The 12,058-nt window shown below is 67.5% G+C and carries 12 protein-coding genes; 8 read left to right on the top strand and 4 right to left on the bottom strand.

Annotation, left to right across the window (positions count from 1 at the left end):
• The first annotated feature begins 13 nt into the window (after positions 1–13).
• Positions 14–1,012, top strand: a complete 999-nt coding sequence (locus NDO75_RS23985) for an ornithine cyclodeaminase family protein (RefSeq protein WP_310909152.1) — start codon at positions 14–16, stop codon at positions 1,010–1,012.
• A gap of 34 nt (positions 1,013–1,046) precedes the next feature.
• On the opposite strand, the gene NDO75_RS23980 is transcribed toward NDO75_RS23985, so the two are convergent.
• The 3 genes from NDO75_RS23980 to NDO75_RS23970 form a co-directional block, all read right to left on the bottom strand.
• Positions 1,047–1,598, bottom strand: coding sequence for a VTT domain-containing protein (locus NDO75_RS23980; RefSeq protein WP_310909151.1), 552 nt, complete (start codon positions 1,596–1,598; stop codon positions 1,047–1,049).
• Positions 1,599–2,010: 412 nt separating this feature from the next.
• Positions 2,011–3,438, bottom strand: a complete 1,428-nt coding sequence (locus NDO75_RS23975; RefSeq protein WP_310909150.1) for a zinc ribbon domain-containing protein — start codon at positions 3,436–3,438, stop codon at positions 2,011–2,013.
• Positions 3,435–4,613, bottom strand: coding sequence for a thiolase domain-containing protein (locus tag NDO75_RS23970; protein ID WP_310909149.1), 1,179 nt, complete (start codon positions 4,611–4,613; stop codon positions 3,435–3,437). The genes NDO75_RS23975 and NDO75_RS23970 overlap by 4 nt, the downstream gene beginning before the upstream one ends.
• A gap of 220 nt (positions 4,614–4,833) precedes the next feature.
• Between NDO75_RS23970 and NDO75_RS23965 the strand changes: the two genes are divergently transcribed.
• Entirely contained in the window at positions 4,834–5,832 is a 999-nt protein-coding gene (locus NDO75_RS23965) for a bifunctional oligoribonuclease/PAP phosphatase NrnA (protein ID WP_310909148.1), read from the top strand.
• A 39-nt stretch (positions 5,833–5,871) separates the two neighbouring features.
• Here the strand turns inward: NDO75_RS23965 and NDO75_RS23960 are convergent, their stop codons facing one another.
• Positions 5,872–6,336, bottom strand: coding sequence for an Hsp20/alpha crystallin family protein (locus tag NDO75_RS23960; protein ID WP_310909147.1), 465 nt, complete (start codon positions 6,334–6,336; stop codon positions 5,872–5,874).
• A gap of 152 nt (positions 6,337–6,488) precedes the next feature.
• On the opposite strand from NDO75_RS23960, the gene NDO75_RS23955 reads away from it, so the two are divergent.
• From NDO75_RS23955 to NDO75_RS23930, 6 genes are all read left to right on the top strand, one after another.
• On the top strand, positions 6,489–7,178 hold the full coding sequence (locus tag NDO75_RS23955; RefSeq protein WP_310909146.1) for a type 1 glutamine amidotransferase domain-containing protein: 690 nt from the start codon (positions 6,489–6,491) through the stop codon (positions 7,176–7,178).
• 102 nt (positions 7,179–7,280) lie between these two features.
• Positions 7,281–7,472 carry a DUF1918 domain-containing protein gene (locus NDO75_RS23950; protein WP_310909145.1) on the top strand — a complete coding sequence of 64 codons (192 nt, stop codon included), beginning with the start codon at positions 7,281–7,283 and terminating at the stop codon, positions 7,470–7,472.
• Between the two features lie 86 nt (positions 7,473–7,558).
• Positions 7,559–8,008, top strand: a complete 450-nt coding sequence (locus NDO75_RS23945; RefSeq protein ID WP_310909144.1) for an RNA-binding protein — start codon at positions 7,559–7,561, stop codon at positions 8,006–8,008.
• Between the two features lie 124 nt (positions 8,009–8,132).
• Positions 8,133–8,765, top strand: a complete 633-nt coding sequence (locus NDO75_RS23940) for a TetR/AcrR family transcriptional regulator (RefSeq protein ID WP_310909143.1) — start codon at positions 8,133–8,135, stop codon at positions 8,763–8,765.
• A complete protein-coding gene (locus NDO75_RS23935; protein ID WP_310909142.1) occupies positions 8,762–10,201 on the top strand; it encodes an MATE family efflux transporter in 1,440 nt (479 codons plus the stop codon). The genes NDO75_RS23940 and NDO75_RS23935 overlap by 4 nt, the downstream gene beginning before the upstream one ends.
• An 81-nt stretch (positions 10,202–10,282) precedes the next feature.
• Positions 10,283–12,043 carry a YcaO-like family protein gene (locus NDO75_RS23930; RefSeq protein WP_310909141.1) on the top strand — a complete coding sequence of 587 codons (1,761 nt, stop codon included), beginning with the start codon at positions 10,283–10,285 and terminating at the stop codon, positions 12,041–12,043.
• Positions 12,044–12,058 lie beyond the last annotated feature (15 nt).

Below are 12,058 nucleotides of genomic sequence, written 5' to 3'. Positions count from 1 at the left end.
CGTTGTGTCGGCCATGACCGACACGCTGTTCCTGACCAGTTCGGACGTCGCAGACCTCGCAACGCCCGCCGAGTACGTCGACGCCGTCCGTGAAGGGTATCGCCAGCGCGGCGACGGTGCACCGGCACAGCCCCGATCGAAGTTCTTCCGTGACGATCCACAGGGGATGCTCACGACGTACGCCGCCGTCCTCCCTGAAACGGGCGCGATGGGCGGCTACATGTACAGCTCCGGATTCGGCGCAGTCGACGCCTGGTTCATGACGCCGCTGTTCGACGCCGAGAGCGGCGCGCCGCTGGCCCTACTCGACGGTGCGAGCATGAACCCCCACAAGACCGGTGCCGCCGGTGCCGTCGCCGTCGACGCCCTCGCCCGCGACGACGCCGACACCCTCGCTGTCATCGGCAGCGGTGCGCAAGCCCGCGGCCAGCTCCACGCGACCGCGACGGTTCGGGACTTCGCCGAGGTCCGGGTCTACTCACCGACGCCCGAGAGCCGCGAAGACTTCGCTGCGGACTTCGACGAATCGCTCGAGGCCTCGGTTCGCGCGGTCGACTCGAGCACGGCCGCCCTCTCGGGCGCCGACGTGGTGATCACCGCCACGCGGGCCAGCGACCCCGTCTTCGACGGCGACGACTTGGAGCCCGGTACCCACGTCACCGCGATGGGCCAGTACTCGCCGGACAAGCGCGAACTGGATACGAAAACGATCGCCAACGCGACCTACGTCCCCGATCTCCGTGAGCGGGCGACGTTCGACGCCGGCTCGTTCATCCAGGCGCTCGAGGAGGGCGCGATCGACGAGGACCACGTCCACGCGGAATTGGGCGAGGTCGTCGCCGGGAACGCGCCCGGTCGGACGAGCGACGACGAGATCACGGTCTTCGACAGCGGCGGGACCGGTATCGAGACGGTCGCCGCGGCGTACCTGCTCTACGAGCGCGCGACGGAGGAAGGGCTCGGCCAGACGATCGAGTTCGCGCCGGCGAGCGAGGCGCTGACGGGGAACTGACCCCTCGAGCGGGATACTGTCGGCTCGAGACGGCTCACGCGATCGCGGCCGCGCCGCCCAGCAGCCCCATCGTCACCACGAGCCGGCCGAGGCTTCCGATAAACGTGGCCACGGCGAATTTCGTCTGGTTCTCCTCGAGGACGGCGAACGCGTAGATCGAGAGCGTATCGGGGAAGAACGGAACGCAGAGCGCGAGCGCCAGTCCGCCGTAACCGTACCGCTGTGCGAGCGTTACCGTTCGCCGTTCCGACCACGCGACGATATCGAACCGGGAGCGGCGAAGCCGTCGGACGATCGGCCCGGCCTGTTTCGCCTCTTGACCGAGACGGAACGCAAAGAGGCTCCCGAGGGTCTTTCCCGTCGCGCTGACGCCCATTATGAGGGCGAAGTGGACCCAGAGCGGGATGCCGAGGTCGAGTGGCGTCGCGAGGACGATCTCGCTGGGGCCGGGGAGCGCGAACGCGATCAGAAACGAGTAGACGAAGACGATGCTCAGCCCCGGCCAGCCTGTCGCTCCGTCGACGACGACATGTGCGCTTTCGATGACACGTGGCAGGAACTCGAGCCCGAGCGAGAGACCAGCCATGCCGCCTATTATCACAGTTGAACGGCGTTTGAACGGCTGTAAGTACTTTCTGTTTCGGAGCCGCAATCGTCGCCAGAAGGCGCTCTTCGAGATGTATGATTACTCGACATTTCGTGAACAGAAGCGCTCTGCTACCGTCGCTGTACTGAGTGGTCACATCTCGTTAACAGTTCGAACGAATTGCGGTTTTTTGGCTATGAAAACCCCCATCTAGAGAGAGGTAGTTGTGGTCGAAGAGTAACCGCGATTACACCACTGCGGATCTCCATAACGGATCCAAACTCTCGGTTGACATATTTGTTATCATTTCATGGGAATGGACAGTAGAGAAGCAGCTCTACGAATCCCTCCTATTGACTAAATCAAATAGCGCAATTCAGTTCTGACTCTCAACGACTCGACCTCGAGCCCGCTACTCGCTCGCGGGCCGGATCTTGAAGCCGTACCGGGTGACGCCCTCCTGCGTGTAGATGCGGCGGATCGTCGTCTCGATCCGGTCGCCGACCGCGAAGTCGGCGGGGTCCGCGTCGGTGCCCATCGCCGGAGCGCTGACGGTTTCGTCGCCGCCATCTGTTTCGAGCGCGACGATCGCGGCCGCGTAGTCGCCGGACTTGGCCTGCTGTTCGGCGAACTCCGGCGGCGCGCCGCCCTGCGAGATGGTCGTGACGGCTTCGATCGTCCCCTCGCCGGCGAGTTCGACGGGCTCGTACTCGGCGAGCGCGCCGCAGTCGTCGCAGGCCCCTTCCGGCGGGAAGGAGAGCGCGTCGCACTCCGAGCAGCGGCCGGCCTCGAGCCGGTAGCGCTGCGGGATCGAGCGCCGCCAGGACGGAACGCTGACGTAGGCGCCGCCGCCCGACGGCGGGCCGGTGGTCACGACGCCGCGCTGGCGCAGGTACTCCGCGTACGAGAGCGGATCGTCGCCCTCGAGTGCGGTGACGGCCGGGACGGCACCGTCGGTCTCGACGACGAAGGCGTCCGCGCCCGCACCGCTGCCCTGGGAGACGGCGAGGACGGACTCGTAGCCGTCCTCGAGGGCTCGCGCGAGCGACAGCGGAACGCTCGCGGCGCCGAGGTCGCCCAGTTCGTGGACCGTCGCTGCGGCCTGGATCTCGTCGGTTCCGACGCCGGCCGCGCCCGCGGCGCGGTAGGGAAGTTTGCCGTCGGGGGCCTGGATTGCGGCCGCTTCGGGCTCGGGATCGACCTCGAGGCCGGAGACCGCGCCGCCGATCGTCTCGGTGAACGCGCTCCGGTCGTACTGAGTGACGCCGAGCCCCTGGGTCTCGTCCTCGCCGGAATTCCGGAACCGGGTCCCGGGATAGGGTGCGGCGTACTCCGCGCGGTCGACGATCTCGGCCGGCCCGTCGCGCTCTACGACGAACGCAGCCCCGCCGGCACCTGCGGCGTGGTCCACGCCGTCGTCGGGATCGCCTTTGGGCGCATCGGCGGCGACGACGAGCGCGGTCGTCGCGTCGGCCTCGAGGGCGTCACCGCCGGCCCAGAGCGCCCGCGTGCCGGCTCGCGTACTGCCGGTGAAGGTCTGTCTGGTCGCCGACGCCGGGAGGGCGAGCATCGCACCCAGCCGGGCGGTCAGGTCTTCCTCGGCCTCCGGCGGCCGCGAGGCGGCGAAGCCGAGCCAGTCGATCTCGGCGGGGTCCGTGTCGGTCGCCTCGAGGGCCCGCGTGGCGGCCTCGTAGGCCATCGTCAGGGCGTCCTCGTCGGCCGAGGGGACGGCCTTCTCGCTCACGCCGGCGGCGTGGAACTGGCCCCAGGCCTCTTCGAAGGCCTCGCTGCTGATGCGGAACCGCGGTGCGTACGCGCCGACGCCGGTGATCGCGCTCATGCTTTCACCTCCTGTTCTTTCTCGAACACGTGGACGACGGCGGCACCACCGCTGCCGCCGACGTTGTGGGTCAGCCCGCGCGTCGGGTTCTCGACCTGTCGCTCGCCGGCCTTGCCGGAGAGCTGTTTGTACGCCTCGACGACCTGTCCGGCACCCGTCGCGCCGATCGGGTGGCCCTTGGACTTGAGGCCGCCGGAGGTGTTGACGGGGAGGTCGCCGCCGATCTCGGTCGCGCCGGAGTCGACGAGCTGGCCGGCCTCGCCCTTCTCACAGAAGCCAAGATCCTCGTACGCGAGCAGCTCCGCGATGGCGAAGCAGTCGTGGACCTCCGCGAAGTCCAGATCGTCGGGCGTCACGTCGGCCATCTCGTAGGCCTGTTCGCCGGCTCGCTGGCTCGCGGGGACGCCGGTGTAGGAGTCGCGCTGGAAGAGCCCGACGGTGTCGCTGCCGGCGCCGACGCCGGCGACGCGGATCGGGTCGTCCGTGTACTCGTCGACCACGTCTTCACTGACGATCAGGGCGCAGGCCGCGCCGTCCGAGGTCGGACAGCAGTGATAGAGGTTCAGTGGATCCGCGACGACCGGCGCGGACTGGGCGTCCTCGAGCGAGCACTCGAAGCCCAGCTGTGCGTGGGGGTTTTTCGCGCCGTTGGCGTGGTTCTTGACGGCGACCTGCGAGAGGTGTTCGCGCGTGGTGCCGTACTGTTCCATGTGGACGCTGGCCATCTGAGCGTAGACGCCGGAGAACGTGGTGCCAGAGAGCCGCTCCCACTCGGTTTCACCGGAGACGCCGAGCCAGTACTTCGTCGCGTCCGAGCTCATGTCGGACATGATCTCGAAGCCGCCCGCGAGGACGACGTCGGCCATCCCAGACTTGACGGCCTGAACGGCCTGTCGAACGGCGAAGCCGCTGGCCGCGCAGGCGTTCTCGACTCGCGTCGTCGGGACGCCATCGAGGCCGACGTGTTCGGTCACCGCCGGCCCGGAGAGGCCGAGCTGGCGGCCGCCGACGCCGAGGTTGCCGACGAACGCCTCGTCGACGTCGTCGGCCTCGATTCCCTTCGGTACGCTGTCGGTCGCCGCGTCGAACGCGGTCCGGAACAGCGACCGGTAGCTCTCCGAGGGGAACGCCCCGTAGTCCGACTGTCCCGCACCGACGAGATATGCGTCGCGCATACTGGCCGTTCGGGTATCCGGGTGAAATAAGTGTGCGTTCTCCGGCTGTGGCACGTCTCAACCAGCTGAAACCGCCTGGAACCTCCGATTCCAGTTCGACCCGGTCGGGAGCGAAATCAACCGCGATCGTCTCAGTAGTCGCGACTTTCCACACTCCCAATTCGTTGTTCTCACTGAGACGCGACGCGGGATTCAAGCTTCTCGTCGCCGTATCACCGGTATGTCTCGCGCGGACGAGCTCGTGTCCGTCCTCGAGGCGACCGAGTCGCTGGCGATCGTCTGTCACGACAATCCGGATCCGGACTGTCTCGCCAGCGCGCTCGCGCTCGAGGCGATCGCGCTCGACCACGACGTCGGGGACGTGACGATCACGTACGGTGGCGAGATCTCTCACCAGCAGAACCGCGCGTTCGTCAACATGCTCGACATCAGTCTCCGGACGCTCTCGGATACCGATATCGACGAGTACGATCGCATCGGTTTCGTCGACCACGCCAGACCGGGCGCGAACACCGAGGCACCGGAGAGCGTCACCCCCGACGTCGTCGTCGACCACCACCCCGGCGACTCGAGCGGCGCCACCTTCGAGGACGTGCGTACTGACTACGGCGCGACGGCGACGATCTTCGTCGAGTACCTGCAGGATCTCGAGGTCGAGCCGACGACGCGACTCGCCTCAGCGCTGCTGTTCGCGCTCCACCGAGAACGACTGGACTTCGTCCGCGAACCCACGCGACGCGAGTACGTGGCTGCCCTCGCGGTCTACCCCGACGCGGACCTCGAGATTCTGGAACAGCTGTACGGCAGCGCGTTCACTCCGGGCACGCTCGACGCCATCGGCCGGGCGATCGCCAGTCGTGAACGTCGGGGATCGTCGCTGGTCGCGAGCGTCGGCAAGACGACCGAGACCGATTCGCTTCCGCAGGCGGCGGACTACCTGCTCAATCTCGAGGGCGTCGATACGGTCCTCGCGTACGGCATCGTCGGCGACGCGATCCGGCTAAGCGGCCGTTCGATCGATCCACGGGTCAACATGGGAGAGACGCTCGAGTCGGCGTTCGACGAGCTAGGCGCAGTAGGCGGCCACCACGACATGGCCGGCGGCCGGATCGAACTCGGGCTGTTCGCGGACGTGGAAGATGACGCCGAAGAACTGCTCGAGTTCGTCGGCAGCCGTCTCAGCCGACGGTTCTTCGACGCGCTGAACCTCGACGACTGACGCCGACGACGCGCGGTCTGCCCGAGCCCGGGGCTGCGGTCACTCGATCTCGATGGAGCGCGACTCCTCGCTCGGCTCTATCTTCGGCAGTCGAACGGTCAGCACACCGTTGTTGACGCTGGCCCGGATCCCGTCGGCGTCGACCGGCTCCGGCAGCCGGACCTGTCGGCTGAACGATTGGGTCTTGCGTTCGCGTCGGATGTAGTTCTCCTCCTCGCCGCCGACTTCCTGGGTGTGCTCGCGGTTGCCCGAAATGGCGAGGGTCTCACCGGTGAGACGCAACTCGAGGTCGTCGCTCTCGTAGCCCGGCACGTCGGCGGTGACGACGAACTCGTCGCCCTCGTCGGCGAGGTCGATGCTCGTCTTCGATCCCCCCATCGAGAGGTCGAGCTGGCTCCGGTTGTCCATCTGCGTTTCCCACGACTGTGTCGCCGTCTCGATCTGACGGTTCAGCCTGTCGAGTAGTTCTTCGATGCCGTCGAACGGACCTGATCGCCGTGACATGCTATCACCTCTCGTAACTAGGCGGTCGACGGCGAAAAAAGCCACTCCCGGGCGCAGTGACGGTACGCGAAGCCGACATGTCCGCGAGTGGACTTGCGGCAGAACCGACGGGTGGGCTGGCCGTTTTTAGGCTGCCGATCGTACGTCGAGATATGACGGAAGCACTGTTCGTCGTTAGCGAGGAAGGCTACTGGGGAGAGGAGTGCGTCGAACCCCTCGAGACGCTCTCGGACGCGGGCGTCGAGATCACCGTCGCGACGCCGTCGGGCGACCCGCCAGTCGTCGACGAGCGTTCGGTCGATCCCGACCAGGTCGGCGAGGAGACCGCCGAACACGTCAAAGAGGTCGCCGAGAACGACGAGCGGCTGAACGACCCGATCCCGATCGCACAGGCCGACGCGGCGGGGTACGACGCCGTCGTCTTCCCCGGCGGCCACGGCACCGAGTGGGACATCAACCAGGACAAACACGCCCGCGAACTCCTCCGCGATATCGTCGAGGGCGACGGCAAGGCGCTGGTCGTCTGCCACGCCGTCGGCATGCTCGGCTTCGCCCGCGACAGCCACGGCGCGTTCATCGTCAACGGCCGCGACGTGACCGGCTTCCCCAACGAGTGGGAGGAAGGCATCGTCGACGAACAGGACCGGATGCCCGACGGCCGCAAACTGCCCTACTGGGTCGAAGACGAGGTGGAGGCGGCCGGCGGCAACTGGGACGCCGAACTCGACGCCGACACCAGCGTCACCGTCGACGGCGATCTCATCACCGCTCGCGGCCCCGGCTCCTCGCACGCAGCGGCCGAAACCCTGCTCGAGGAACTCGGCGTCGAACTCGAGGCCTGATCGGCCCCGGACCGCGATTCGACTATCGAAGCGGGCCGCTGATCCCGAGACCCTGACGGCAAAATCAGTCCCTTTTTACACGCCGCCGGGGAATCACCGGCTATGAGCTTCGAGGAAGACGACCGCGTGGTCCTCCACGACGAGCACAGCGAGTTCGACGGCGAAACCGGCACCGTCACCCAGACGATGGAGTCGATGTTCGGCGACGTCACCTACACGATCAGCTTCGACGACGGCCAGGAGGCCGGCGTCCCCGAGGACGACCTCGAGGCGGCCGACGAAGACGAAGAGTAACGCCGTTCCGGACCGGCCGCGCTCGCCCGAGGCGACCGCAGTCCCGTCACCCCGGTCCGACGACCACACCGACTTTCGACCCGTAGATGCCCCAGATCCCGCTTCACTACGTCGACTTGCGAACGTTTTGCTACGCCACCGAGGACGAAAAGCGCGTCGAGGAGGCGCTCCGTACCTTCCTCCCGGACGGCGACGACGAGCCGTTCGAGATCGAGCGTACCGAGAGCGAGGGCCACTACGGCGACCGCATCCTCGTCCTCTCGGCCCGCGTCGAGAACGCCGACGACGTGCGCCACGTCCTCTCGCGGCTGGCCGACCTCGAGTCCTTCGACGGCCTGATCGACGAGCTCGACGAGCGGGTCACCGAGAACACCGAACTGTTCCTGCGTCTCGACAAGCAGGCCGCCTTCCAGGGCGACGTGCGCCTCGGCGACGGCATCACCTTCCGCGGGAAGGTCGAGGCCTACCCGGCGAAGAAGGAAAAAGCGGTCGAGAACGCCGAGGAAGTCCTCGAGCGGTTGCGCGATCGCGACTGATCGCGCTCGCCCTCGATATCGACCGCTTTCCACATCCAGTCGATCTCGTCAAGCCGTCCGTGAGCATCCGGTTACGAAGCGCTTTTGACTGACCAGTCAGTAAGTCTTCGTAGTACCTTCCTGCATGACGGACGAGACCATCGACGAACTGATGCAGGCGACGTACCAGGCGCTCTGCAAGCACGGCTACGCAGAGCTGACGATGCAGGACATCGCGGCTGAATCGGACAAGAGCAAAGGAACGCTCCACTACCACTTCGAGGGCAAGCAGGACCTCCTCGAGTCGTTTCTGGAGTATCTGCTCGCCAGGTTCGAGGAGCGAACCGAGACGGTCCCGGGTGAGACGCCGGCCGAGCAGCTCCACGAGTTTCTCGACGAACTGTTGACGCCGGCCGACGAGGAGTCCGCCGAGGAGTTCCGAACGGCGATCCTCGAGATCAAGGCCCAATCGCCGTACAACGAGGCCTACCGGGAGCAACTGAGCGAGTTCGACCGAGCGCTCCGCGATCGGATCGCCGGGTTCGTCGCGGACGGCATCGAGGTAGGGGAGTTCCACGACGACGTCGACCCGGACGAAACGGCGGACTTCCTCGTGACGCTGTTCCAGGGGGCGCAGACGCGAGCGGCCGCTGTCGATCGGTCGCCCGAGCGGACGAAGCGGTACGTCCACGAATACATCGACGAGACGCTTCGGACGGACGGCTCGAGCGGTCCGGAGTCGACGTACGCTGACGGCGGGGCGGAGGCCGACAGATGAGCCTGCTGGACCGACTTTCCGCGCTGTTCAAAGGTCGGGAGGAGTTCGACCTCACGTCGGGTGACATCGCACGGCCGCTGTTCTACCTCTCGCTGCCGATCATCGTGACGAATCTGTTGCAGACGGCGTACAACCTCATCGACACGTTCTGGCTCGGGCAGTACAGCACGAACGCGCTGGCGGCGATCAGCTTCGCGTTCCCGATGGTGTTCTTGCTGATCTCGGTCGGGCTGGGACTATCGACCGCCGGGAGCGTTCTCGTCGCCCAGCACGTCGGTGCGGACGAGGAGAGCGAGGCGGAGTACGCCGCCTCCCAGACCGTGGCGCTATCGCTGCTCGGCGCGATGGTCCTCGGCCTCGTCGGCTACGCCTCGGTCGACGAACTGCTCGGCCTCCTCGGTGCGTCAGAGAACGTACAGCTGCTTGCGACCGACTACATGCAGGTCATCTCGCTCGGGATGCCCTTCATGTTCGGCTTCTTCGTCTTCATCGCGCTAATGAGAGGCTACGGGGACACGGTCACGCCGATGCTGGTGATGTTCGGCTCGGTCCTCCTCAACGTCGTCCTCGACCCGTTCTTGATCTTCGGTTGGGGGCCGTTCCCCAGACTCGGGATCGAGGGCGCGGCCATCGCGACGGTCTTCGCTCGAGCCCTCGCGATCGTCGTGGGCCTCGCGATCATGTTCCGCGGGACGAGGGGCGTCCGGATTCGGCTCCGCCAGATGCGCCCGGACCTCGAATTCGCGAAGAAGCTCGTCAGGATCGGGTTTCCCGCGTCGATCGAGGGGATGGGACGGGCGCTGTCGATCAACCTGCTGCTGGTGATCGTCGGCTTCTTCCCGACGTACGTCGTCGCCGCCTACGGGATCGGCACGCGCGTGTTCTCGGTCATCTTCCTGCCGGCGATCGCGGTCGCCCGCGGCGTCGAGACGATGACCGGACAGAACGTGGGGGCCGGCAAGCCGGATCGCGCGAAGGCCGCCGCCGACTTCGCCGCCCGCACCATGTTCGTGGTCCTCGGGGCGCTCGGCGTCGTGGCGTGGATCGGCGCTCGGCCCATCACCGCGGCGTTTACCGACGATTCAGCAGTCATCGAAGTCGGCGTTACGTTCCTCCGGTACGTCGCGCCCTCCTTTGGATTCATCGGGGTGATGCGGGCCTACAACGGCAGCTTCCGGGGGACCGGGAAGACGCTTACCGCGGCCGCGATCGTCCTCGTGATCTACGGCCTCATTCGGCTTCCGGCCGCTTACGGCCTCTCGCAGACGGCCCTGGAGTACCGCGGCATCTGGCTCGCCTTCGCCGTCTCGAACGCCGTCGGCGCTACCCTCGCGTACGGCTGGTATCGCAGAGGCACCTGGCGGAACGTCGACGTCACCGAGGGACCGGCCGGTCCGCCGGTCGGCGACGACATCGAGCCGAGCACCGACGACTGACAGCCCACCTCTCCTCGCTGTGCCGCCAGCGATCGCGACTCGAGCGGGGCGTTTTTGCCCCCCGCCACGGAGGAATGGGGTATGCAGGTATCCGTCGTGGCCGACGACCCGGTCCGCGAGGCGGTCGTCGCCGCGCTCGGCGATGTCGATATCGACGTTCGTGACGCCGACCCGGGGTCGCTCGCCGACGCACGCTTTGCGGTCGTCGGTGATGTCGTGGGGTCGACGACGTTCGATCGGGCGAACGAGGCCACACTCGAGGGCGGGACGCCGTGGATCGCCCTCGAAATCGGCGGCGTCGGCGGCTTCCCGATTCCGACCGTCGACGCGGCCGTGACCGGCTTCGCGCCCGCCACCGGCTGTTTCGACTGTCTCCGCGCACGCGTCGCGTCGAATCTCGAGGAACAGGGCGACGCTCCGCAGGCCGACCGCAGCGCGGCCCGACTCGCTGGCGCGGTCGCCGGCCGGGAGTGCGTCCGCGTTCTCTCGGGCGACGAGCGGTCGATCGTCGGCTCGGTCCGCGAAGTGCCACACGCCCGACGGCCGCTCTTACCGGTGCCGGGCTGTACGTGCGCCGACGCGAGTCGGGATCGGACGCTCGACCGGGACGCCGAGACGCTCGACCTCGAGGCAGCGGTCGAGCACGCGGAGGGGGCTATCGACGACCGTGTCGGCCCCGTCGCGAGCATCGCCGAGGTGGAGTCCTTCCCGGCGCCGTACTATCTGGCGACGGTGGCGGACACGACCGCCTACAGCGACGCGAGCGCGCCGCGACAGGCCGCCGGCGTCGCCGACGACTGGAACGCCGCGCTGATGAAGGCCGTCGGTGAGGGCCTCGAGCGCTACTGCGCCGGGGTCTACCACGACGACGACTTCGTCCGCGCGAGTGAGAGCGACCTCGAGAACGCGGTCGCTCCGACGGCCCTCGTTCGGCCGGACGATGCACCCGCGTACGATGCGAACGACGAGCACTGCTGGGTGCCGGGCGAAAATCTGGCGACCGGCGATCCGGTGTATCTGCCGGCTGCAGCGGTCCAGTTCCCCCAGCCCGGCGACGAACTGGTCCCGGCGATCACGACCGGGCTCGGACTCGGGTCGTCGACGGTCGACGCCCTCGTATCGGGGCTGACCGAGACCATCGAGCGCGACGCGACGATGCTCGCGTGGTACTCGACGTTCGACCCGCTCGGCCTGTCGGTCGATACTGACGCGTTCGACCGACTCGAGCGCCGCGCCCGCAGTGAGAGGTTATCCGTGACGCCGCTACTCGTCACGCAGGACGTCGACGTACCCGTGGTGGCCGTGGCGGTCCACCGCGATCCGGACGCGATGGGCGGTGGGGAGATCTCGCCGACCGACGACGCGTGGCCCGCCTTCGCGGTCGGCTCGGCCGCCGGCCTCGACGCCGCGGCCGCGGCCACGTCGGCGCTCGAGGAGGCGCTGCAGAACTGGACCGAGCTCCGAAGCCTCGGCCCCGACGAGGCCGACGACGCGGGCGGTGCGATCGGCGAATACGCGTCTTTCCCCGAGCGTGCCCGGGAGTTCGTCGACACTGACCGGACAGTTCACGCGGCGAGCGTTGGGCCGGATCCCGTTCCAACGGGTGTCGACCGGCTCGAGACGCTCTGTGAGCGAACGGCCGACGCGGGGTTGACGCCGTACGCGGCGCGATTGACGACGCGCGACGTCGAACAGATCGGCTTCGAGGCGGTTCGGGTCCTCGTCCCCGGCGCGCAACCGCTGTTCACCGGCGAGCCGTTCTTCGGCGAGCGGGCGCGGACGGTGCCGGACGACCTCGGGTTCGAGGCGCGACTCGAGCGTCCGTTCCACCCCTATCCCTGATCGGTCGCGAAAAAG

This window comes from Natrinema sp. 1APR25-10V2 (genome assembly GCF_031626495.1).
In the GTDB taxonomy this organism is placed as follows: Archaea; Halobacteriota; Halobacteria; order Halobacteriales; family Natrialbaceae; genus Natrinema.
Note: the sequence above shows the minus strand (reverse complement) of the source record. Positions and strands in the feature narration are given on the sequence as shown.

Bases quoted from the DNA above. Each gene is read 5' to 3' on its own strand.
- NDO75_RS23975 (WP_310909150.1), bottom strand. From the start codon at position 3,438: ATGAGCGCGATCACCGGCGTCGGCGCGTACGCACCGCGGTTCCGCATC.
- NDO75_RS23960 (WP_310909147.1), bottom strand. From the start codon at position 6,336: ATGTCACGGCGATCAGGTCCGTTCGACGGCATCGAAGAACTACTCGAC.
- NDO75_RS23965 (WP_310909148.1), top strand. From the start codon at position 4,834: ATGTCTCGCGCGGACGAGCTCGTGTCCGTCCTCGAGGCGACCGAGTCG.
- NDO75_RS23935 (WP_310909142.1), top strand. From the start codon at position 8,762: ATGAGCCTGCTGGACCGACTTTCCGCGCTGTTCAAAGGTCGGGAGGAG.
- NDO75_RS23970 (WP_310909149.1), bottom strand. From the start codon at position 4,613: ATGCGCGACGCATATCTCGTCGGTGCGGGACAGTCGGACTACGGGGCG.
- NDO75_RS23930 (WP_310909141.1), top strand. From the start codon at position 10,283: ATGCAGGTATCCGTCGTGGCCGACGACCCGGTCCGCGAGGCGGTCGTC.
- NDO75_RS23945 (WP_310909144.1), top strand. From the start codon at position 7,559: ATGCCCCAGATCCCGCTTCACTACGTCGACTTGCGAACGTTTTGCTAC.
- NDO75_RS23955 (WP_310909146.1), top strand. From the start codon at position 6,489: ATGACGGAAGCACTGTTCGTCGTTAGCGAGGAAGGCTACTGGGGAGAG.
- NDO75_RS23950 (WP_310909145.1), top strand. From the start codon at position 7,281: ATGAGCTTCGAGGAAGACGACCGCGTGGTCCTCCACGACGAGCACAGC.
- NDO75_RS23980 (WP_310909151.1), bottom strand. From the start codon at position 1,598: ATGGCTGGTCTCTCGCTCGGGCTCGAGTTCCTGCCACGTGTCATCGAA.
- NDO75_RS23985 (WP_310909152.1), top strand. From the start codon at position 14: ATGACCGACACGCTGTTCCTGACCAGTTCGGACGTCGCAGACCTCGCA.
- NDO75_RS23940 (WP_310909143.1), top strand. From the start codon at position 8,133: ATGACGGACGAGACCATCGACGAACTGATGCAGGCGACGTACCAGGCG.